18 protein-coding genes are annotated in these 23061 nt (G+C 65.8%); 9 read left to right on the forward strand and 9 right to left on the reverse strand.

All coding sequences use genetic code 11. The features are described 5' to 3' along the window. Positions 1-134: 134 nt before the first annotated feature. Genes moaA through fetB form a run of 4 tightly spaced genes read left to right on the forward strand, consistent with a single transcriptional unit; the run spans position 135 to position 4587 of the window. The gene (gene moaA / locus HUX88_RS25550; RefSeq protein ID WP_176363595.1) at positions 135-1244 is read left to right on the forward strand and encodes a GTP 3',8-cyclase MoaA; all 1110 of its coding nucleotides are present in this window, start codon (positions 135-137) and stop codon (positions 1242-1244) included. Between the two features lie 7 nt (positions 1245-1251). Continuing rightward, positions 1252-3144, forward strand: a complete 1893-nt coding sequence (gene glp / locus HUX88_RS25555; RefSeq protein ID WP_308937145.1) for a gephyrin-like molybdotransferase Glp — start codon at positions 1252-1254, stop codon at positions 3142-3144. 4 nt (positions 3145-3148) lie between these two features. Continuing rightward, positions 3149-3781 carry an ATP-binding cassette domain-containing protein gene (locus tag HUX88_RS25560; RefSeq protein WP_176363597.1) on the forward strand — a complete coding sequence of 211 codons (633 nt, stop codon included), beginning with the start codon at positions 3149-3151 and terminating at the stop codon, positions 3779-3781. After that, a complete protein-coding gene (gene fetB / locus HUX88_RS25565; protein WP_217916449.1) occupies positions 3778-4587 on the forward strand; it encodes an iron export ABC transporter permease subunit FetB in 810 nt (269 codons plus the stop codon). The genes HUX88_RS25560 and fetB overlap by 4 nt, the downstream gene beginning before the upstream one ends. Here the strand turns inward: fetB and HUX88_RS25570 are convergent. The 6 genes from HUX88_RS25570 to cqsA form a co-directional block, all read right to left on the reverse strand. Beyond that, on the reverse strand, positions 4584-5732 hold the full coding sequence (locus tag HUX88_RS25570) for an MFS transporter (protein WP_176363619.1): 1149 nt from the start codon (positions 5730-5732) through the stop codon (positions 4584-4586). The two genes, fetB and HUX88_RS25570, sit on opposite strands and share 4 nt — an antisense overlap. Before the next feature lie 14 nt (positions 5733-5746). After that, positions 5747-6523 (reverse strand): DeoR/GlpR family DNA-binding transcription regulator, encoded by a 777-nt coding sequence (locus HUX88_RS25575; protein ID WP_176363598.1) that lies wholly within the window; start codon positions 6521-6523, stop codon positions 5747-5749. Between the two features lie 67 nt (positions 6524-6590). Next, positions 6591-8549 (reverse strand): acyl CoA:acetate/3-ketoacid CoA transferase, encoded by a 1959-nt coding sequence (locus tag HUX88_RS25580; RefSeq protein ID WP_176363599.1) that lies wholly within the window; start codon positions 8547-8549, stop codon positions 6591-6593. 13 nt (positions 8550-8562) lie between these two features. Then, a complete protein-coding gene (rmuC, locus tag HUX88_RS25585) occupies positions 8563-9873 on the reverse strand; it encodes a DNA recombination protein RmuC (RefSeq protein WP_176363600.1) in 1311 nt (436 codons plus the stop codon). Between the two features lie 4 nt (positions 9874-9877). Further along, positions 9878-10276: a group II truncated hemoglobin gene (locus HUX88_RS25590; RefSeq protein ID WP_117011672.1), complete on the reverse strand. Its 399-nt coding sequence runs from the start codon at positions 10274-10276 to the stop codon at positions 9878-9880. A gap of 28 nt (positions 10277-10304) precedes the next feature. Next, positions 10305-11564, reverse strand: a complete 1260-nt coding sequence (cqsA, locus tag HUX88_RS25595; protein ID WP_176363601.1) for an alpha-hydroxyketone-type quorum-sensing autoinducer synthase — start codon at positions 11562-11564, stop codon at positions 10305-10307. Between the two features lie 171 nt (positions 11565-11735). Here cqsA and HUX88_RS25600 point away from each other — a divergent pair, with 171 nt between their 5' ends. Together HUX88_RS25600 and HUX88_RS25605 are read left to right on the forward strand one after the other, a co-directional pair. Continuing rightward, a complete protein-coding gene (locus HUX88_RS25600) occupies positions 11736-13016 on the forward strand; it encodes a HAMP domain-containing sensor histidine kinase (RefSeq protein WP_117012124.1) in 1281 nt (426 codons plus the stop codon). A 3-nt stretch (positions 13017-13019) separates the two neighbouring features. Continuing rightward, positions 13020-14030 carry a response regulator gene (locus tag HUX88_RS25605; RefSeq protein ID WP_117011674.1) on the forward strand — a complete coding sequence of 337 codons (1011 nt, stop codon included), beginning with the start codon at positions 13020-13022 and terminating at the stop codon, positions 14028-14030. Here HUX88_RS25605 and HUX88_RS25610 read toward each other — a convergent pair. From HUX88_RS25610 to HUX88_RS25620, 3 genes are all read right to left on the reverse strand, one after another. Next, positions 14027-16564, reverse strand: coding sequence for an ABC transporter permease (locus HUX88_RS25610; protein ID WP_176363602.1), 2538 nt, complete (start codon positions 16562-16564; stop codon positions 14027-14029). The two genes, HUX88_RS25605 and HUX88_RS25610, sit on opposite strands and share 4 nt — an antisense overlap. 9 nt (positions 16565-16573) lie before the next feature. After that, on the reverse strand, positions 16574-17581 hold the full coding sequence (locus HUX88_RS25615; RefSeq protein WP_176363603.1) for an adenosine deaminase: 1008 nt from the start codon (positions 17579-17581) through the stop codon (positions 16574-16576). A gap of 190 nt (positions 17582-17771) precedes the next feature. Then, the gene (locus HUX88_RS25620) at positions 17772-18071 is read right to left on the reverse strand and encodes a hypothetical protein (protein ID WP_147330336.1); all 300 of its coding nucleotides are present in this window, start codon (positions 18069-18071) and stop codon (positions 17772-17774) included. Positions 18072-18075: 4 nt separating this feature from the next. Here HUX88_RS25620 and HUX88_RS25625 point away from each other — a divergent pair, with 4 nt between their 5' ends. The 3 genes from HUX88_RS25625 to HUX88_RS25635 all read left to right on the forward strand — a co-directional run bounded on the left by HUX88_RS25625 (position 18076) and on the right by HUX88_RS25635 (position 22888). Further along, entirely contained in the window at positions 18076-19998 is a 1923-nt protein-coding gene (locus HUX88_RS25625; protein WP_117011677.1) for a PrkA family serine protein kinase, read from the forward strand. A gap of 71 nt (positions 19999-20069) precedes the next feature. Then, positions 20070-21338: a YeaH/YhbH family protein gene (locus HUX88_RS25630; protein ID WP_161095747.1), complete on the forward strand. Its 1269-nt coding sequence runs from the start codon at positions 20070-20072 to the stop codon at positions 21336-21338. Between the two features lie 11 nt (positions 21339-21349). Then, positions 21350-22888 (forward strand): SpoVR family protein, encoded by a 1539-nt coding sequence (locus tag HUX88_RS25635; protein WP_161089381.1) that lies wholly within the window; start codon positions 21350-21352, stop codon positions 22886-22888. Positions 22889-23061: the final 173 nt, after the last annotated feature.

The raw sequence follows: 23061 nt of genomic DNA on the forward strand, positions 1-23061 counted from the left end.
TTGAGCGCGTTCAGGCCGGCGGGGCTTTTTTAATGGAGCCCCGCCCCACCGAGTTGGCGGCGGCGTGCTATCGTAGCTTCTTGTAGTTGTCCAACTGTTGCCCCGCATTTCAAAAACAACAAGATTGTAGAGCCATGGCAGAGAAAATAATCATGATGGCCAGCCAGCGCCCCGCGCCGCCCGCCATCCCCGCGATCCTGGAAGCGCCGACCGGCCTGCTGAGCGACCAGCTCGCGCGCCCGCTGCACGACCTGCGCATCTCCGTCACCGACCGCTGCAACTTCCGCTGCGTCTACTGCATGCCCAAGGCGGTGTTCGACAACGACTACCAATACCTGCCGCACACCTCGCTGCTGACGTTCGAGGAAATCACCCGCCTGGCGAAAACCTTCATCGCCCACGGCGTCGAAAAAATCCGCCTGACCGGCGGCGAACCGCTGCTGCGCAAAAACCTCGAACGGCTGGTCGCCATGCTGGCCGAACTCAAGACCATCCACGGCAAGCCGCTCGACCTGACGCTGACCACCAACGCCTCGCTGCTGGCGCGCAAAGCCCAATCGCTCAAGGACGCCGGCCTGCAGCGCATCACCGTCTCGCTCGACGCGCTCGACAACGCCACCTTCCAGCGCATGAACGACGTCGACTTCTCGGTCGACGATGTGCTGCGCGGGATCGATGCGGCACATCAAGTGGGACTGGGCCCGATCAAGATCAACATGGTGGTCAAGGCCGGCATGAACGACCAGGAAATCCTGCCGATGGCCCGCCATTTCAGGCACACGCCCTACATCCTGCGCTTCATCGAGTACATGGACGTGGGCGCCTCCAATGGCTGGAAGATGGACGAGGTGATACCATCGTCCGAAGTCGTGCGCCGCATCCACGCCGAGATGCCGCTGGCGCCGCTGGACGCCAACTACACCGGCGAAACCGCCGCGCGCTGGCGCTACGCCGACGGCGGCGGCGAGATCGGCCTGATCTCCAGCGTCACCCAGGCCTTCTGCAGCGACTGCAGCCGCGCACGCCTGTCGACCGAGGGCAAGCTGTACACCTGCCTGTTCGCCAGCAGCGGCCACGATCTGCGCGCCCTGCTGCGCGACGGCCGCAGCGACGAGGAAATCAGCACCGTGCTGGCGCACCTGTGGCGCGCGCGCGGCGACCGCTACTCGGAACTGCGCACCAACAATACCGACGGCCTGCAACGCAGCGCCAACAAGGTGGAAATGTCTTACATCGGAGGGTAGTTTGTCTTTGAAGAGCAAAGTCACAGGGCTGATCCTGGCGGGCGGACGCGGCACGCGCATGGGCCGCGTCGACAAGGGCCTGCAGCCGTTCCGCGGCACGACGCTGGTCGAACACGTGATGCGCCGCCTGGCGCCGCAGGCCGCTGGCATCGTCATCAACGCCAACCGCAACCTGCCGCAGTACCAGGCGGTGGCGGGCGAGGCGCCGGTGCTGCCGGACTACCTGGACGGCTTCGAAGGCCCGCTGGCCGGCCTGCAGATCGGCCTGCAGTACTGCCCCACCGAACTGCTGCTGACAGCTCCCTGCGATTCCCCCTTCCTGCCGGCCGACCTGGCCGAACGCCTGCACACCGCCATGCTGGCGCAGGATGCCGACGTCGCCCTGGCAGTGACCATGGAATCCGAAGACGGCGGCGAGCCGCAGCGGCAACTGCATCCGGTGTTCGCGCTGCTCAAGGCCAGCCTGCTGCCGCAACTGGACGCCTACCTGGCCACCGGCGCGCGCCGCATGGAGAGCTGGTACAAATCGCTGCGCGTGGCCGAAGTGATGTTCGACGACGCCGACGCCTTCCGCAACATCAACACGCTGGCCGAGCTGCAGCAGCACGAGCGCGCACCCGCGCCGGCCGCCGCTACCACCACCGCCGCCCCGGCCGGCGAGCCCGATGCCATGCCGGTCGCCGAAGCGCAGCGCATCATCTGCGAGCGCATGACGCCCATCGCCGCCACCGAAACGCTGCCCCTGCGCGCCGCCCTCGACCGCGTGCTGGCCGAGGACATCGTCTCGCCGATCAACGTGCCGGCCTACGACAACTCGGCGATGGACGGCTACGCGCTGCGCGGCGCCGACCTGCCCGCAGCCGGCGCGCCCGACGTCACCTTCAAAGTGATCGGCATCGCCTACGCCGGCCGCCCTTGCACGCAAACGCCGCAGGCCGGCGAGTGCATCCGCATCATGACCGGCGCCGCCATTCCGCCCGGCTGCGACAGCGTGCTGCCGCAGGAGCTGGCCGCCCACATCGGCGCCGACACCGTCACCATTGCGCACGGCGCCATCCGCACCGGCGCCAACCGCCGCTTCGCCGGCGAAGACCTGAAGGCCGGCGGCATCGCCCGGGCCAAGGGAAAAATCCTGCGCCCGGCCGACCTGGGCCTGGTGGCCTCGCTCGGCATCGGCGAAGTGGCCGTGCAGCGCAAGCTGCGCGTGGCCTTCTTCTCCACCGGCGACGAACTGCGCTCGCTTGGCGACAGCCTGGATGAAGGCTGCGTCTACGACAGCAACCGCTACACCCTGTTCGGCATGCTCACCCGGCTCGGCTGCGAAATCATCGACATGGGCATCGTGCGCGACGACCCGGCCGCACTGGAAGCCGCACTGCGCGAAGCGAGCGCGCAGGCCGACGCCATCATCACCTCCGGCGGAGTCTCCGAAGGCGCAGCCGACTACACGCGCGACATCCTCGCCCGCATCGGCGACGTCGCCTTCTGGAAGCTGGCGATGCGTCCCGGCCGCCCGCTCGCCTTCGGCCAGATCCGAACGGAGGCAGGCAGCGCCTGGCTGTTTGGACTGCCCGGCAATCCAGTGGCGGTGATGGTGTCGTTCTACCTGTTCGCCCGTCCCGCGCTGCTGCGCATGATGGGCGCGCAATCGTCGCTGCCCATGATGCAGGCCCGCTGCACCGAAGCGATCCGCAAGCGCCCCGGCCGCACCGAATACCAGCGCGGCATCGTCAGCGCCGGCGCCGGCGGCGAACCGCAAGTGCGCCTCACCGGCGCGCAAGGCTCGGGCATCCTGCGCTCGATGACCGAGGCGAACTGCATCGTCGTGCTGCGCGAGGCGCAAGCCAGCGTCGCCGCCGGCGAGATGGTCGACGTGCTGCTGTTCGACGGCCTGGTCTGAGCCGATGCTCCAACCCAGCGTGAACCCGCGCCTGCGCATCCGCAACCTGCAATCGCCGCTGGCCGGCCCGTTCTCGTTCGATCTCGAAGCGGGCCAATGCCTGACTATCTCCGGCCCGTCCGGCGCCGGCAAAAGCCTGCTGCTGCGGATGTTGTGCGACCTCGATCCCAACACCGGCGAGGCGCTGCTGAACGGCCAGCCCCGCGCCGGCATGAGCGCCCCCGCGTGGCGCGCCGCAGTAGTCTACCAGCCGGCCGAAGCGGCATGGTGGCTGCCGACCGCCGGCCAGCATTTCAAGCCCGAACAGATGGAACGCGTACGCGAGCTGCTGCCGCAACTGAACCTGTCGCCGGCGCTGCTGGAGAGCGATATCGGCCGCCTCTCCACCGGCGAGCGCCAGCGCATGGCGCTGATACGTTCGTTGGCCTGCAAGCCGCAGGTGCTGCTGCTCGACGAACCCACCGCCGCGCTGGACCCGGCCGCCGTCGCCGCCACCGAACAGCTGCTGAAAAAGGAACTGGCGGCGGGACTGTCCATTGTGCTGGTCACGCACTCCGAATCGCAGGCGCAAACGCTGGGCCACCGCGCCATGACGATGCGCGACCGCCGCCTCACCGACAACGGAGCCGCATCATGAGCGCCGACATGACGCCGATCCAGCCGGGCGCCGTCGACCTGGCGATCGCCTCCTCGCTGGTGCTGCTCAACGCCGGCATCTCCGCGTATTTGGGCTTGCGCATGCAGGGCAAGATGCTGTGGTCCGCCACGCGCATGGTGGTGCAGCTGCTGCTGGTCGGACTGGTGTTGCGCTGGGTGTTCGCGCTCGCCTCCCCCGCCGCCACGCTGGCCGTGGCGCTGCTGATGATCATGGCCGCCGCGCGCGAAGTGGCCATGCGGCCCGCGCACGGCCTGCGCGGCTGGCCCGGCGTGTGGCTGTCCACCGCCAGCGTCGGCCTGTCCAGCATCGCCACCGTGGTGCTGGCGCTGCTGACCGTGCTGCATCCCACGCCCTGGTACGAGCCGCAATACGCGGTTCCGCTGATCGGCATCGTGCTGGGCAACGTGCTCAATTCCGCCAGCCTGGGACTGGACACCTTCTACGGCGGCGTGGTCAACTCGCGCACCGCCATCGAAGCGCAGCTGGTGCTGGGCGCCACCCGCAACGAGGCGCTGGCGCCGCTGATACGCGAATCGGTGCGCAAGGGACTGATCCCGCTGATCAACCAGATGTCGGCCGCCGGCATCATCACGCTGCCCGGCATCATGACCGGCCAGATCCTCGCCGGCATGGACCCGATGGACGCTGTGCGCTACCAGATCCTGTTGATGTTCCTGCTGGCCGGCGGCAGCGGCATATCGGTCACGCTGGCGGTGTATCTGGCGGCGCGCAGCGTCACCGACGAGCGCCACCGCCTGCGGCTCGAGCGCCTCAGCAGCCGCTAGCCGGAGCTGCGCGCGGAAGCCACACCCATGCCGGCGCTGGCCGCAACCAGCAGCATGCCGCAGGCGAGTCCCGCGAACGCCAGCTGCAATCCGAATGCGTGCGCGACGAAACCTATCAATCCCGGCCCGGCCAGTATGCCCGCATAGCCAATGGTGGTGATGGCGCTGATCGCCAAGCTGGCCGGCATGTCCTTCTGTTTGCCGGCGGCGCTGAACAACACCGGCACGATGTTCGACGCGCCTGTGCCGATCAATGCGAAACCGGCCAGCGCGATCCACGGCGACGGCGCCAACACCACGCTCAGGAACCCCAGCGCAGCACACAAGCCGCCCAGCAGCAGCAAGCGCCCGCCGCCCCAGCGATGCACCAGCTTATCGCCATTGAGCCGGCCCACCGTCATCGCCACCGCGAAGGCCGCGTAACCGAGGCCGCCCTGCCCCGCCGTGAAGCCGCCGCCGCTGGTCAGGAAGACGGCGCTCCAGTCCAGCACCGCGCCTTCGGCCAGGAACACCAGCGAGCATAAGGCGCCGATCAATATCACCGCGCCGCGCGGCACGACGAACAAGGGCGCGTCGCGCTCCGACGGCACCGGGTCGCGCAGCAGGTGCGGACCGGCGAAGGCCACCACCAGCGCGACGACCAGCGCCAGCACCAGCGATGCGGCGACCAAGTCAAGCCCCGCCCACAGCATCAGCGTCATGCCGCCGGCGCCGACGATGCCGCCCACGCTGAACAGGCCATGAAAGCCCGACATCAGCGCGCCGCCGTATTCCTTCTCGACGATCACGGCCTGGATATTCATCGCCACATCCAGCGTGCCTATCGCCGCGCCGAACAGGAACAGCGCCAGTGCCAGCGACCACGCCGCCGGCGCAATCGCCAGCAAGGGGAACACCAGGCAGCATCCAAATCCGGATGCCAGGATGATGCGGCGGCAGCCGAAGCGTGCGGCCATCACGCCGGTCACCGGCATCGCCAGCAGCGAGCCTATGCCCAGGCAAAGCAGCAGCAGGCCAAGCTGGCCAGGCTCCACGCCGGTGCGCGCCTGCGCGAACGGCACCAGCGGCGCCCAGGCGGACATCGCCATGCCGGCGGCCAAGAAGGCCAGGCGGGTTGAAACGCGTCGTTGCAATCCAGTGGTCATCGGGGCGGCCTTCATCATTCGGCGCGCAGCAGGCGCGCGCCTGCTGCGGAATAGGCATCCATCAATCGCGCGTCGGTATCCCGCTCGACCACCAGATGCGTCAACTGGGCGATCGGCAGCACCAGGAAGGACGCGACCGCGCCCAGTTTCCCGGCGGTGGCGACGACGGCGGTGGCCTTGCTGTGCGCAGCCAGGCGGCGCTTGAATTCGGCCTCCTCGAAATCGACGGCGGTGATGCCCGCCTCTGGATCGACGCCGCAGGCGCCGACGAAATACAGGTCGGGCCGCAGCAGTTCCACCTCGCGCAGCGCGGTCGCGCCCACGCTGCCGCCCAGGCCCTGCTTGATGCGCCCACCGATCATGATCAGTTCCACCTGAGGCTTGTCCAGCAGCCGCGCCGCGATGGACGGCGCGTTGGTCAGCACCGTCAACGGCGCGTTCGGTAAGGCGTCGGCGATGGCCAGGTTGCTGGAGCCGGCATCGAGGAAGATCACGCTGCCCGGCTTCACCAGCGTGGCGGCGGCCGTGGCCAGGCGCGATTTGCCGGACTGCTCGCGGCCAAGGCGCTGGGTCAGCGTGCCGCTTTCCGGCGCGGCGGCGATGCGTATGGCGCCGCCATACACCTTCTGGCACAAGCCGGCGGCGGCCAGGTCGCGCAGGTCGCGCCGTATCGTGTCTTCGGTGACGTTCAGGTTCTGCGCCAGCACGGAAGCAATCACGCGGCCGTCGGCCTGCAATTGCTTCAATATCAGGTCGTGGCGCTCTTGCAGCAGGAGGTTTTCACGTTTCATGCGTAAAAGTGTACATGCGAGCGCGCAGAATGTAAACAAACACACACAAACAAGTACAAATACGCACTCAAGGTTCCTGCAAACGCAGCAGCGCCTCGGCGGAGTTGGCGAACAGCGCGGCGTCCTTCTCGATGCGGCGGAACGCGCGTCCCAGGCTGGCGCGCATGAAGGTGCTGTGCGCGTAGCGCGTCACCTTGCTGTAATAGCGCTCCGCCAGCTGGTTCACCGATTCCACGTATTGGTCCATCAGCTCCGGCGCGATTGAGAAGTTGTCGTAGTTGATCACCGCCGGCACCTTGCGGCCCAACGGCGCCAGGCGCTCCGCCACCAGCGCGCAGATCTCGGCGATGGTCTCGGTGTCGCTCACTTCGAAGCCTTCGAAGTTGACGAAGAAAAGCTCCTGCTGCGCGTCGTACACCAACCGCTGCTCCAGCGGCAGCGCCAGGAAATCGGTGCGCCAGTTCATCGCCAGCGGCGCGAAGATGCGCGCGTCCATCACCTTCAGCTGCGCGCTGATGAGCGGCTTGAAATCCATGTGCGCCAGGATGTCGCGCTCCACGTCGACGCCGGGCGCGATCTCGATCAGCTCCAGCGCCGACATGCCGCCATCCAGCACCAGCCGCATCACGCAGCGCTCGGTGATGAACAGCGCCTCCTGTCCGCGCCGCGCCGCATACTCGCCGCTGTAGGTGCGGTGCTCCACCTCGTCGACGAACTTGCGCGTGGCGCCCTTGTCCGCCGTGAAGGTGCCGACAAACACCACCTTGCGCGCGTTCTGGCTGATGTTGATGAAGCCTCCCGCGCCGGCCAGCTTGCTGCCGAATTTGCTGACGTTCAGATTGCCGTGGCGGTCGGCCTGCGCCAGCCCGAGCACCGCCACGTCCAGCCCGCCGCCGTCGTAGAAGTCGAACTGGTAGGGCTGGTCGATGACCGCGTCGGCGTTGGTGGCCGCGCCGAAGTTCAAGCCGCCGGCCGGCATGCCGCCGATCACGCCCGGCTCCGCCGTCAGTGTGACCAGGTCGAGCAGCTTCTCCTCCGCCGCCACCGCCGCCACGCCTTCCGGCATGCCGATGCCGAGGTTGACCACATTGTTAGGGCGCAGCTCCATCAGCGCGCGGCGGGCGATGATCTTCCGCTCCGTCAAAGGCATAGGCGCCACCGCCGATAGCGGCACGCGCAGCTCGCCCGAGTACGCGGGGTTGTACGGCTCGGCGAAAGTCTGCATGTGGTACTCGGGCTTTTCCGCCACCACCACGCAATCGACCAGGATGCCGGGAATCTTTACCTGGCGCGGATGCAGCGTGCCGCGCTCCGCGATACGCTCGACCTGTACGATGACGATGCCGCCAGAATTATGCGCGGCCATCGCGATCGCCAGCGCCTCCAGCGTCAGCGCCTCGCGCTCCATGGTGATGTTGCCGACGGCGTCCGCCGTGGTGCCGCGGATGATCCCCACGTGCACCGGCTGCGATTTGTAGAACAGGTATTCCTTGCCGCCCAGCGTGAGCAGCTCCACCAGCTCCTCGGTGGTGCGGGCGTTGATCTTGCCGCCGCCGTGGCGCGGATCGACGAAGGTTCCCAGGCCTACGTGCGTGAGCAAGCCAGGCTTGCCGGCGGCGGTATCGCGGAACAATTGGCTGATCACGCCCTGCGGCAGGTTGTAGGCTTCGATCTTGCCGCTCATGGCCAGCTGCTGCAGCTTGGGCACCAGGCTCCAATGTCCGCCGACCACGCGCCTGAGCAGGCCCTCGTGGCCGAAGTGATTCAGGCCGCGCTCCTTGCCGTCGCCCTGGCCGGCGGCGTACACCAGCGTCAGGTCGCGCGGATGGCCGCCGCTGTCGGCCGACAGGAAGCGCCGCTCCAGCGCCACCGCGATGTTCTCCGCGAAGCCGACGCCGACAAAGCCGCCGGTGGCGATGGTGTCGCCGTCGCGTATCAGGCCGACCGCATCGGCCGCGCTGACGATCTTGTTACGCAGGACGGCTGGTTTGCCGATCGTGGAAAAATCGAGAGTGCGACCATGCATGGCGGGCTCCGTTCTAGTCTATGTCGAGATCATTCTTGTCGATTTCAGGTCCCAGCAGCAGCTGCGCCGCCTCGCTCGGCAGCGCCTCCACCGTCTTGAGCTTGCGCGCCATCTGGCGGCTGCGCGTCTCGGCCGATTCGATGTTCTTGGCGGCCCGCTCCAGCGCCAGCTTGGTGGCCGACAGCACGTCGCCGAACTTGCCGAACTCCGTCTTCACCGCGCCCAGCACCTGCCACACCTCCGACGAGCGCTTCTCCAGCGCCAGCGTGCGGAAACCCATCTGCAGGCTGTTGAGCAGCGCCGACAAGGTCGACGGCCCGGCGATGCTGATGCGGTTCACGCGCTGCAGCTCGTCGGCCAGGCCGGGACGGCGCATTACTTCCGCGTACAGGCCTTCGGTCGGCAGGAACAGGATGGCGAAATCGGTGGTGTGCGGCGGCGACACGTACTTCTCCGAGATGGTCTTGGCCTCGCCGCGCACCGCGCGTTCCAGCTCGCGGCCGGCCAGCGCCACGCCTTCCGCGTCGGCGCGGTCGGCGGCGTCGAGCAGGCGCTCGTACTGCTCCTTCGGGAACTTGGCGTCGATCGGCATCCACACCGGCGCCCCGCCCTCCACCTGGCCCGGCAGCTTGAGCGCGAACTCCACCCGCGCGCCGCTGCCGGCGATGGTCTCGACGTTCTTCGCGTATTGATCCGGCGTGAGCACCTGCTCCAGCAGCATCTCCAGCTGCACCTCGCCCCAGGTGCCGCGCGTCTTCACGTTGGTCAGCACCCGTTTCAGGTCGCCCACGCCCAGCGCCAGCTGCTGCATCTCGCCCAGTCCCTGGTGCACGCGCTCCAGCCGCTCGGACACCTGCTGGAACGAGGCGCTCAGGCGCGCCTCCAGCGTCGCGTGCAGTTTCTCGTCGACGGTCTTGCGCATCTCCTCCAGCCGCGCGCCGTTGTCCGCCTGCAGATCCTTGATCTTGGCCTCCAGCGTGGCGCGCACCTCCTGCATGCGCGCGGCGTTCGACTCGGTCAGGCGCGCCAGGTTCTGGTTCATGCTGTCGGCGAACTGCTTCAGGCTGCGGCCCTGTTCATCGCGGCCGACCAGGCCCTGCGCCTCCAGCTGCCGGCGCATGGCCTCGAACTGCTGCACGCTGGCCGCGTGCGTGGCCTGCGCCGTGGTCTGCAACTGCAGGCGCACCTCGCGCTCGACGCGCTCGATGCGCTCGGCCAGGCCATCGCCGCCGGCCGGGCCGCGCGCGCGCAGCAGCGACAGCGCCTGCAGGACCAGGACGGCCGCGATCGCGGCCAGCAATACGTAGAATTCGGTCTGGGTCATGGCGTCAATCGGGCTTGTTGCGCATCCAGTCGGCGGTTTGATAGAAGGACTCCATCAACCGCAACCGCAGCGCCTCGTCGATGCCGACGTCCTCCATCGCCCACGCCATCGCGCGCAGCCACTGGTCGCGCTCCTGGGTGCCGATGGCGAACGGCATGTGCCGCATGCGCAGGCGCGGATGGCCGTGCGCTTCGATGTACAGGTCCGGCCCGCCCATCCAGCCGCTCAGGAACATGAACAGGCGCTCGCGCGCGTTGTCCAGCGTGGGCGGATGGGCGGCGCGCAGCAGCGCGAACTCCGGCTCCAGTTCCATCAGGTCATAAAAACGGTCGACCATCTCGCGCACGCGCGATTCGCCGCCGATTACTTCATAGAGAGTTCGGGATTCAGTCATACCCTCCATGATAGCGCACCGGCGGCGAAACGCGGCCTCACACCAGGGCAAGCCGGCGCAGGCGCCGCGTCGACGACCAGTTCTCCAGGTCGGCCTCCTGGCGGACGTCGTCGCAGGCCTGGATGATGCGCGACAGCTGCGCCGCATCCAGGCCGGAGTTGAGCGTCAGCCGCACCAGCGAGCGGTTCTTCGGCGTGGCCGGCGCGCAGAACATGGCGCCGTAGATGCCGTGCCGCTCCAGCAGCTTGCGCAGCGCCAGCGTCTTGGGCTCGGGGCCGGGCTCCAGCGCGATGATCTGCTCGCTGCCGTCGCTGACGTTGTAGCCCAGCGCGCTCAATTCCTCGCGCACCTCCAGCGCGTTGGCGCGCAGCGCGGCGCGGCGGTCGTCGGCCGCCGCGACGAAGTCGATGGCGGCGTCGAACCACGCCAGCTCGTGGCCCAGCAGGCAGGAGCTGAAGATGGCCGGACGCGACTCCGACAGGAAGTAGCCCTTGAACTTGCTGGAACAGGTGATGAAGCCGGCGCGTCCGGCGAACGCCTTGGCCAGCGAGGCGGTGCGGAAGTGCACCCGCTCGCACAGGCCCAGCTCCGCCACCAGCCCGGCGCCGCGCGGGCCGTGCGTGCCCAGCGAGTGCGATTCGTCGACGATCAGCAGGCAGCCGTGGCGCTCGGCGATCTCCACCAGCTCGGACAGCGGCGCCACGCTGCCGTTGGTGCTGTACAGCGCGTCCACCACGATCAGGCCGCGCCCGTGGCGCGCCAGCTGCTTCCGCAGGTGCTCCATGTCGTTGTGCAGGAAGGGCACCGGCGCCGCCCCGGCCGACTGCACGCCCTCCCACAGCGAGGCGTGGGCCTGCATGTCGAGGTAGACCGGGATGCCGGGCGCGGCCAGCGTCTGCACCAGGCCGACGTTCGCCGCCCAGCCGGACTGCGCCAGGATGCCATCCTGCGCCCCCATCAGGCCGGCGAACTTGCGCTCCAGCCGGTGCTGGGCGCTGCCCTCCTGCAGGTACACGGCCGACATCAGCAGCTCGCCCTGGCTGCGGGCCAGCGCCGCCATTTGCGCCCCCATCAGCGCCGGCTCGCCGGCCAGGCACAGGTAGTCGTTCCCGGCCAGGAACACCGCCCCGGCCGGCGTGGGCTGCCAGGCGTGCGGATGCTCGCCTCCCAACAGCTGCTCGATGCGGGTGATGTAGTGTTCATCCATGCGCCGGGTCACGAAATCCGGCATCTGCTGTTCAGCCGGGATGGCAAAACCAGCGGTACGGATATGATCTTGAGCAATCGCGTTGGACATGTTCAGGTTCCTTTCGTAGTTTTGGAAATGGTTGTTTTTTTATGCGTCCGACTCCAACCTTGAGGCCAAAAAAACCAGCGGGGATTGATACTGATCAATTAATGTTTTGATATGCAGAAGTGCGTTGCAAATTCAGGCGATCATGGGACCTTGATAAATGTCAATTTCGCCATGACGCAATCCCTGCAAGAACGCTGGAAACGCTGGCAGCACGGTTTGGTCCAGTCGCTGCTGCATTACCATGGCCGCGAGGATCATGCGACCGTGCGCGTTCTGCTGCTGGCGAGCATCGGCACGGTGGGCATGCCGCTGTACTACGTGATCTGGCAAAGCTTCTTCCCGCAGGAATACGAATCGCTGTCGCTGCGCCTGCTGGGCATCCTGCTGTGCGCGCTGGGCCTGTTCGCCCGCCAGTTCAACCGGCGCGTGCTGCACCTGTACCTGCTGGTCACGCTCAGCTACATCTTCCCGTTCTTCTTCACCTTCATGTTCCTGATGAACCACGCCTCGGGCGTCTGGAGCGAGTCCCTGCTGATCGGGCTGGTGGTGCTGTTCCACTTCGACACCGGCCTGGCGCTGACGGCCTACCTGACCGGCACCACCGTGGCCTGCGCGGCGGCCGTCATGCTGGGCGAAAGCGAAACGCTGCTGAGCAGCCAGGTGCTGCAGCAGTTGCCGATCCACCTGTTCACCATCGCGGTGCTGTCGGTGGCCAAGATCAGCCGCCAAGTGCTGGCGCAGGAAAAGCTGGCCGGGCTGGGCGCCGGCCTGGCCACCGTCGCGCACGAGCTGCGCACGCCGCTCACCAGCGTCGACGCCAATGTGCGCGGCCTGCTGCGCGTGTACGCCGAGGCCGGCAGCCGCACGCAGGAGGACCGGCTCGGCGCCATCGACGCGCTGGCGCGCATCCAGTTCGAGGTGCGCCACATGAACCACATGATCGACCTCTTCCTGCTCAGCGCCACGGCGGTGCGGCAGAACCTGCGGCCGGTCGAAAAGGTGACGATGGAGGGCGTGGTGGAGGCGGCGCTCAAGCGCTACCCCTTCCCCAACGCCACCCAGCAGAAACTGGTGACGCTGGAAGTGCGCCGCAACTTCATCTTCGCCGGCCAGACCGAGTTGTCGGTGGTGATCCTGCTTAACCTGCTGCGCAACGCGCTCAAGGCCGTGCAGCGCGCCGGCAAGGGGCGCGTGCGGATCGTGGTCGACGGCGCGCACGCGCCGCCGCGGCTCCTGTTCATCGACACCGCCTGCGGCATCCCGGCACAGCAGATGCCGATGATTTTCCGGCGCTTCTACTCCCATCCCCCGCACAACGGCGCAGGCATCGGCCTGGCCCTGTGCGAGGAGATCATGCACGCGTGGAACGCCACCATCCGTTGCGTATCGCGCGAAGGTGCCTACGCCATTTTCATCCTTGAATTTCCCCAGCAGCAGTCCATCCCGAGGTGACACATGCATTTGCCCGTTTATTCCCATCCCACCCTGACCGTCCTGGTCGACGACAGCGACTCGTTCCTGCGCAGCCTGTCGTTCCAGCTCGACCCCATGCTGGCCAGCCAGACCTTCCACGACACCACCACCGCGCTGCAATGGCTGCGCAGGGAACCGCAATCGGGCTGCGTTCCGCTGCACGTCAACTTCGACATGCACAACCTGCCGGCCGACCAATGCAACGTGGCGCTGGACCTGGAGCGCATCTACCGCATCGGCCAGCAGCGCCACCGCTTCGAGACGCCGTCGGTGCTGGTGGTCGACTACTCGATGCCCCAGATGAACGGACTACAGTTCTGCGAAGCGGTGGCGCACCTGCCGTGCAAGAAGATCCTGTTCACCGGCGCGGCCGACGAGAAGATCGCCGTCAGCGCCTTCAACCGCGGCCTGATCGACCGCTACATCAAGAAGAGCGACGACCATGCGCTCGACCTGCTGGAAATCGAGATCGCCTCGCTGCAGCGCGACTACTTCGACGCCCAGTCCGAAACGCTGCGCGAGCTGGTGCTGCTGCATAACTACCACTTCCTGGGCGACCCGGCGCTGGCGCGGCTGGTGCGGGAGCTGAGCGCCAGCATGGGCTTCGTCGAGCACTACATCTTCCCGAATCCGACCGGCATCCTGTTCCTCGACAAATTCGGCAAGGCCAGCCTGATGATGATAGAAACCGAACAGGGGATGTACGCGCAGTACGAGATCGCGCGCGACAGCGACGCGCCGCCGTCGTTGATGGACGCCTTGCTGGAGCGGCGCGTGCTGCCGTTCTTCTCCGACCCGGACGGCGACGGCATGTACTCGCGCCGCGTGGGCGACAACTGGCACCGCTATTGCGCGGCGCCGCGCGTGTGCCAGGGCCGCGAGACCTACTACTGGGCGCTGTTCGACCTGCCGCCGCACTACTTCGACAAGCAGCCGTATTCCTACGCCGACTTCCTCAGGGAGCGGGCGGCGCTGGAGACCATCGCGGCCTAGGCTTCGCGCAGCGTCTGCAACGGCGGCTGGCGCAGCACGTTGCGCAGTCCCAGCCAGCCGCCGGCGATGGCGCACAGCGCGCCCGCCACCAGGCCCACCAGCCACACTGCGGGGCTGAAGCTCCAGGCGAACTTGAACTGGTAGGTGGCCAGGGCCCAGCCCATGGCCGCCGCGCCGGTCGCCGCCAACAGGCCGGACAAGGCGCCCACCAGCGAGAACTCGATCAGCTGCGCCTGCGACAGCTGCCTACGGGTCGCGCCCAGCGCGCGCAGCAGGCCCGATTCGCGGGTGCGCTCGTCCTGCGATCCCATCAGCGCCGCGTACAGCACCAATACGCCGGAGGCCAGCGTGAACACGAACAGGAATTCCACCGCCGTCACCACCTGGTCCAGCACCGCCTGCACCTGCCGCAGCAGGCCGCCGACGTCGACGATGGTCAGGTTGGGATAGTCGCGCGTGAGGGCGTTCATCAGCGCGCCCTGCCCTTGCGGCAGATGGAAGGCGGTGATCCAGCTCTGCGACACTTCCGTCATCGCCGCCGGGTTGATGATGACGAAGAAGTTGACCCGCATCGAGCCCCACTCCAGCTTGCGCAGGCTGGTGATGGTGGCGTCCACCGGCGTGCCGGCGATATCGAAGCGCAGCTTGTCGCCCAGCTTCCACTTGAGCGTCTTGGCGATGCCCTCCTCCACCGACGCCTCCGGCGCACCCGGCTTGTCGGCGAACCACTGGCCGGCGCTGATCTTGTTCTCGGCCTGCATCGCCGCCATCGTCGACAGGTTGAATTCGCGGTCGGCCAGGCCCTTGGCGCGGTCGTCGGTGTAGGTCTCGGCGGTGACGGGCTTGCCGTTCACGGCGGTCAGGCGGCCGCGTATCATTGGATATTGCGGCGCGTAGCTCACGCCCGCCGCCCGCAGGCGCTTGCCGATGTCGGCCGCCTGCTCCGGCTGGATGTTGATGATGAAGCGGTTCGGCGCGTCCGGCGGCGTGGCGTTGCGCCAGGCCGTCATCAGGTCGCCGCGCACCACGGTCAGCACCAGCAACGCCATCATGCCCAGCGCCAGCGAGACGATCTGCACCACGGTCGCACCGGGACGCCGCTGCAGCGAGGTGATGGCGAAGCGCCAGCTCTGATGATCGATCGCGCGCCGCAGCGGCTTGAGCGCGGCCAGCGCGCCCCAGCCCACCAGGCCGAACACGGCGAAGGCGCCGAGGAAGCCGAGCGCCGTGTACAGCGCCAGTTGCACATCGCCCGCCTGCCACAGAAGCAGCACGACGAAGCCGGCCAGGCCCAGGCCGTAGGTGGCCAGCGCCGCCACCTGCGGCGGCTCCTGCTCGCGGCGGATCACGCGGTTGTGCGGCACTTTGCGCAGTTGCAGGATAGGCGGCAGCGCGAACGCGGCCAGCAGCAGCATGCCGGTGGCCACGCCCTGCAGCGCAGGGTAGATGGTAGGCGCCGGCAGGCTGGCCGAGACCAGCTTGCCCAGCACCTCCAGCAGCACGTAGTGGCCGCCGAAACCCACCGCCACGCCCATCAGGCTGCCGGCCAGGCCGACCATCAGGAATTCGGTCAGGTACATCAGCGTGACTTCGTTCTGCGTCAGGCCCAGGCAGCGCAGCATGGCGCAGGCGTCCAGGTGGCGCTGCATGAAGCGGCGCGCGGCCATCGCCACGGCCACCGCCGCCAGCATCGCCGACAGCAGGCCGACCAGCGACAGGAAACGGTCGGCGCGGTCCAGCGTGGCGCGCATTTCGGGCCGGCCGTTTTCCAGCGACTCGACGCGCACGCCCTTGATATTGTTTTGCCTGATCTGCGCCTGCAGCCATTGCTCGTAGGCGCTGGCCACGGCCGCGCCGTTTTGCAGCGACGGCGGCGCCGCCACCAGCAGGCGGTAGGACACGCGCGAGCCGGGCTGGATCAGATTGGTGTCGGCCAGGTCGTCCAGCGCGAACATCACGCGCGGCGCGAACGCCAGGAAGTTGGCGCCGCGGTCCGGCTCGGAGGCGATCAGCTGCGCCACCGTGAAGCTTTTGTCGCCCAGCTTGATCGTGCCGCCGACCGTGGTCTTCAGGCCGCCCAGCAGGCCGGCGTCCAGCCACACGGTGCCGGGCGCCGGCACACCGTTGGCTGGCGCGCCGTAGCTTTGCTCGGCCTGTTCGGGATCGGTGGTGATCTTCAGCTGGCCGCGCAGCGGATAGCCGGGGCCGACCGCCTTCAACGCCGCCAGCAGCGAGTTCGATTGCTCGCCCTCGCCCGCCTGCGCCATGCTGGGGAAGCTGATGGTGTCGGTCATCAGCAAGCCGCGCCGGGCGGCCTCCGCGCGCCAGGCCGGATTGACCGGCAGGTCGGCGTTGATGACGACGTCGGCGCCCAGCAACTGGTGGGCGTCGCGATCGAGGCCGCTGCGCAGGCGGTCGATGAAGAAGCCGGTGGCGGACAAGGCAGCCACCGCCACCGTCAGCGCGATCAGCAGGAAGCGCAACTGGCCGGCGCGCCAGTCGCGCGCCGTCATCTTCAGGGCGAGTTTGAGCATGGGGGTTTTCTACAGTGCGGCGAAATACGCGTCGACTTCATCGAGGAACTTCTGCTTCTGCTGCGCCGGCAGGAAGGCCGCCGAGAAGCTGTTGCGCGCCAGGCGCTGCGCGTGGGACAGGCCCAATGGCAAAGCCTCGAAGGTGGCGATGAAGTTGGCGTTCATGTAGCCGCCGAAGTAGGCCGGGTCGTCCGAATTCACGGTGGCGACGATACCCGCGTCCAGCAGCTGCAGCAGGTTGTGCTGCTCCATGCGATCGAACACGCACAGCTTGACGTTCGACAGCGGGCACACCGTCAATGCGATCTGCTCGCGCGCCAGGCGCTGCGTCAACGCCGCGTCCTCCAGGCAGCGCACGCCGTGGTCGATGCGTTCGACCTTGAGCACGTCGAGCGCGGTTTCGATATACGCCGGCGGGCCTTCCTCGCCCGCGTGCGCCACCAGGTGGAAGCCCAGCTCGCGGCACTTGGCGAACACGCGCGCGAACTTCTCCGGCGGATTGCCGACCTCCGACGAATCGAGCCCGATGCCCATGTACTTGTCGCGGTAAGGCAGCGCCTCCTCCAGCGTGGCGAAGGCGTCCTCCTCCGACAGATGGCGCAGGAAGCTGAGGATCAGCGTGGCGCTGACCGGGCTGTCCTGGCAGGCGCGGTGGATGCCGTCGATCACGGTCTTGATCGGCACGCCGCGCGCGGTGTGCGTCTGCGGATCGAAGAAGATTTCGGTGTGGCGCACATTGTCCTGCTCGGCGCGCTTGAGGTAGGCGGCGGTCATGTCGTAGAAGTCCTGCTCCTGCAACAGCACGCTGGCGCCGGCGTAGTAGATGTCGAGGAAGGACTGCAGGTCGGTGAACGCGTACGCGGCGCGCAGCTCCTCCACCGAGCCGTAGGCCAGCTTGACGTTGTTGCGCTGGGCCAGCGCGAAAATCAGTTCCGGCTCAAGCGAGCCTTCGATGTGGATGTGCAGTTCGGCTTTCGGCATTTGCTGCACCACGGTGCGCAATTGTTCGTTCAACATTATTCTTTTTCCTCTGACGGTAAGCTGGATCAACGCATCTTAGCGCATGCCGCGAGAGTGCGACAGCGGCGGCCAAGTTGCGGCAAAATTTATCTGTTTGAGGTGCGATCAGCACGGCGCGTGCAAGCGTGATACTGTGGCATAAACGTGGGTAAAAAAAACCTTGAAAAGCCATAAAAAGGACACAAAATTATCCAAAAATAATCTTAATAATCAATGATTTACGAAAGAGTATTAACCATATTACGACATATCTTTTGACTTCCGGCACCAATAGCGCAATAATCAATTTCATAGACGTAAGATGCGTTACGGCCAACACATAAAAGCCGCCAACCGGCGATGAAGCCAGCTCACCGGCGCGGGCAATCCGCGCCATCAAAAAGAAGCTGGTCATAAGAAAAATAAAACGAAAGGGTATGCACGAACCAGGGCCAGGGCAGTCGAACTGCCGGTGACCCGTGACACGCAGGTTTACATTAAAGGACATCCAAATGACCATTTTTGACAACTACGCCGCACGGTACGAACGGACCAAAGAAGAAGAGATGTCCATGAAGGAATATCTCGAACTTTGCAAAAAAGATCGACTCACCTACGCCAGCGCTCCGGAGCGCATGCTGGCCGCCATCGGCGAACCGACGTTGGTCGACACCCGCAACGACACCCGGCTGTCTCGCATCTTCGCGAACAAGGTCATCAAGATATATCCGGCTTTCCGCGAGTTCTACGGCACCGAGGAAGTGATCGAACAAGTGGTGTCCTACTTCCGCCACGCCGCGCAGGGACTGGAGGAACGCAAGCAGATCCTGTATCTGCTCGGTCCCGTCGGCGGCGGCAAATCGTCGATCGCCGAGAAGCTCAAGTCGCTGATGGAGCATGTGCCCTTCTACTGCCTGAAAGGCTCGCCGGTGAACGAATCGCCGCTCGGCCTGTTCAACGAGGAAGAGGACGGCGTGATCCTGGAAGAAGACTACGGCATCCCGCGCCGCTACCTGCGCAACATCCCGAGCCCGTGGGCCGTCAAGCGCCTGCACGAATTCAACGGCGACATCAACCAGTTCCGCGTGGTCAGGCGCTACCCGTCGGTGCTCAAGCAGGTCGCCATCTCCAAGACCGAGCCGGGCGACGAGAACAACCAGGACATCTCCTCGCTGGTCGGCAAGGTCGACATCCGCAAGCTGGAGGATTATTCGCAGGACGATCCCGACGCCTACAGCTACTCGGGCGGCCTGTGCCTGGCCAACCAGGGCCTGATGGAATTCGTCGAGATGTTCAAGGCGCCGATCAAGGTGCTGCACCCGCTGCTGACCGCCACGCAGGAAGGCAACTACAAGGGCACGGAAGGCTTCGGCGCGATCCCGTTCGACGGCATCATCCTGGCGCACTCGAACGAGTCGGAATGGAAGACCTTCAAGAACAACCGCAACAACGAGGCTTTCCTTGACCGTATCTACATCGTCAAGGTGCCGTACTGCCTGCGCGTGACCGACGAGATCAAGATCTACGACAAGCTGATCGCCAACTCCTCGCTGTACCAGGCGCCATGCGCGCCCGGCACCCTGCGCATGATGGCGCAGTTCGCCATCCTGTCGCGCCTGAAGGATCCGGAGAACTCCAGCATCTTCAGCAAGATGCTGGTGTACGACGGCGAGAACCTCAAGGACACCGACCCGAAAGCCAAGTCCATGCACGAGTACGTGGACTACGCCGGCGTCGACGAGGGCATGAACGGCCTGTCCACCCGCTTCGCGTTCAAGATCCTGTCCAAGGTCTTCAACTTCGACAACACCGAGGTGGCGGCCAATCCGGTGCACCTGCTGTACGTGCTGGAGCAGCAGGTCGAGCGCGAGCAGTTCCCGCCCGAGACCGAGCAGAAGTACTTCTCGTACATCAAGGAGCACCTGGCGCAGAAGTACGTGGAGTTCATCGGCAAGGAAATCCAGACCGCCTACCTGGAATCGTATTCCGAATACGGCCAGAACATCTTCGACCGCTACGTCACCTTCGCCGACTTCTGGATCCAGGACCAGGAATACCGCGATCCCGACACCGGCGAGAGCTTCGACCGCGAGTCGCTGAACAACGAGCTGGAGAAGATCGAGAAGCCGGCCGGGATTTCCAATCCCAAGGACTTCCGCAACGAGATCGTCAACTTCGGCCTGCGCGCGCGCGCCAACAACGGCGGCAAGAATCCGGCCTGGACCAGCTACGAGAAGTTCCGCACCGTGATCGAGAAGAAGATGTTCTCCAACACCGAGGAACTGCTGCCGGTGATTTCGTTCAACGCCAAGGCCAGCGCCGAAGACGCCAACAAGCACGCCGACTTCGTCGCCCGCATGGTGGAGAAAGGCTATACCGCCAAGCAGGTGCGCTTGCTGTGCGAATGGTATTTGCGTGTGAGGAAGTCGTCCTAAGTAGCATTGCGCGCCGCCCCGCATGAGGCGGTGGCGGCGCGGCGCCGACCAATAGCAGCAGGAGGCATCTTTTGACTTACCTCATCGACCGACGTTTGCAGGGCAAGAACAAGTCTGCGGTCAACCGCGAGCGCTTCTTGCGGCGCTACAAGGCCCAGATCAAGGACGCGGTGGGACGTGCCATCAAGGGCCGCTCCATCACCGACATTGAGAATGGCGAAAAAGTCTCCATCCCGGTCAAGGACGTGGGCGAGCCCTCGTTCGGCCACGCCCATGGCGGCGTGTGGGAAACCATCAACCCCGGCAACCAGGAATACCTCAAGGGCGACCTGATCAACCGGCCCAAGGGCGGCGGCGGCGCCGGCCGCGGCAAGGCCGGCAACAGCGACCAGCTGACCGAGGACGATTTCATCTTCGAGCTGTCGCGCGAAGAGTTCATGAACTACTTCTTCGAAGACCTGGAGCTGCCCAACCTGGTCAAGACCCAGCTGACCGCCACCACTGAATTCAAGAACCAGCGCGCCGGCTACAACATGTCGGGCACGCCGTCCAACATCCACGTGCTGCGTTCGCTGCGCGGCGCGCTGGGACGGCGCATCGCGGTCGGCGGCAGCTCGCGCAAGCGCGTGATCGAGGCCGAGCGCGAGCTGGAGGAGCTGCTGCTGGAAGGCGCGCCGCTGGACGCGCCGCGCGTGGTGGAGCTGAAAAAGCTGATCCACCACCTGCACACGCGGCTGCTGGCCATCCCCTTCATCGACCCGTTCGACCTGCGCTACAGCAACCGCGTCAAGGTGCCCAAGCCGATGACGCAGGCGGTGATGTTCTGCATCATGGACGTCTCCGGCTCGATGGACGAAACCCGCAAGGACACCGCCAAGCGCTTCTTCATCCTGCTGTACCTGTTCCTCAAGCGCGCCTACGACAAGATCGACGTGGTCTTCATCCGCCACCACACGGCCGCAGCCGAGGTGAACGAGGAGGAGTTCTTCCACTCGCGCGAGTCGGGCGGCACGGTGGTGTCGTCGGCGCTGCACCTGCTCGACAAGATCATCGAGGAGCGCTACGGCGGCGGCAGCTGGAACAGCTACGTGGCCCAGGCCTCCGACGGCGACAACTGGGACAACGATTCCGTGCTGTGCCGCCAGCTGCTGGTCAACACCATCATGCCCAAGGTGCAGTACTACACCTATGTCGAGATCACCGACGGTCCGCCGCAGAACCTGTGGGAGCAGTACTCGCAGATTCCCGACCACCATCCGCATTTCGCCATGCAGAAAATAGTCACGCCGGCCGACATCTATCCGGTGTTCCGTGAACTGTTCAAGAAACAGCCTAAATAGGCAGCCGAGCCATGAACGACATGACACCCAAGCCGCGCCATCCGCGCGCCCTGCCCGAACAGTCGGAGTGGACGTTTGAACTGATCGAGCAGGCCCACCAGGAAATCCGCCGCGTCGCCGAAGGATTCGGGCTGGACACCTATCCCAACCAGCTGGAGATCATCACCGCCGAGCAGATGATGGACGCCTACACCTCGGTCGGCATGCCGGTGTCGTACAACCACTGGTCGTTCGGCAAGCACTTCCTGTCGACCGAAAAGGGCTACAAGCGCGGGCAGATGGGCCTGGCCTACGAGATCGTCATCAACTCCAACCCCTGCATCGCCTACCTGATGGAGGAGAACAGCCTGACCATGCAGGCGCTGGTGATCGCGCACGCGGCCTACGGCCACAACTCCTTCTTCAAGGGGAACTACCTGTTCCGCACCTGGACCGACGCCGACGCCATCGTCGACTACATGGTGTTCGCCAAGAACTACATCGCCGAGTGCGAGCAGCGCCACGGCATCGACGCGGTCGAGCTGCTGCTCGATTCCTGCCACGCGATCCAGAACTACGGCGTCGACCGCTACAAGCGGCCGGCCAAGCTGTCGATGGCGCAGGAGCGCGCGCGCCAGAAGGAGCGCGAGGCCTACGCGCAGTCGCAGATCAACGAGCTGTGGCGCACCCTGCCCCGGCGCGAGGAAGAGGAAGAGGAAAAGGCCACGCCGCGCTTCCCGCCCGAGCCCGAGGAAAACCTGCTGTACTTCATCGAGAAGTACGCGCCGCTGCTGGAACCGTGGCAGCGCGAGATGGTACGCATCGTGCGCAAGATTTCGCAGTACTTCTACCCGCAGCGCCAGACCCAGGTGATGAACGAGGGCTGGGCCACCTTCTGGCACTACACCATCCTCAACCAGTTGTACGACGAGGGCGTGGTGGGCGACGGCTTCATGATGGAGTTCCTGAAGAGCCATACCAACGTGGTCTACCAGCCGCCGGTCAACAGCCCCTACTACAGCGGCATCAACCCGTACGCGCTGGGCTTCGCCATGATGACCGACATCCGCCGCATCTGCGAGCACCCGACGCCCGAGGACCGCGAATGGTTCCCGGACATCGCCGGCAGCGACTGGCGCAAGACGCTCGATTTCGCCATGCGCAATTTCAAGGACGAGAGCTTCATCGCCCAGTACCTGTCGCCCAAGCTGATCCGCGATTTTCATTTCTTTGCCGTACTGGACGACGACAACAACGAAAAACTGGCAATCTCCGCCATACACGACGACCTGGGCTACCGCTACGTCCGCCAGCAGCTGGCCGAGCAGTACAACCTGGGCAACCGCGAGCCGAATATCCAGGTGTGGTCGGTCAACACGCGGGACGACCGCGCGCTGACGCTGCGCCATACGCAGTTCCAGCGGCGGCCGCTGAACCAGCAGGCCGGCGAGGTGCTCAAGCACGTGGCGCGGCTGTGGGGCTTCGACGTGCACCTGGAAACCGTGTCGCCGAGCGGCGAGATCGTCAGTTCGCTGGAGGTCAAACGGGAGAAGCGCGCGCGCGGAAGCTGAGCAACATATATATAGGGCTTCGCCGCGGTCAGGCATGGCTCTTGCAAGGGATGAATCGGGGTCAGAGAAGTCGCTCTGACCCCGGTTTTTTTAGCAAAGGCATGGTGCAGTGCAAAAGTCAATAATTTTTTACGATAATTTGTACGGCCTTGCCCGCAAGAATTTCATCAAGG

This window comes from Duganella sp. BJB1802, from assembly GCF_013369445.1.
Classification (GTDB): domain Bacteria; phylum Pseudomonadota; class Gammaproteobacteria; order Burkholderiales; family Burkholderiaceae_D; genus Rugamonas; species Rugamonas vulcania_A.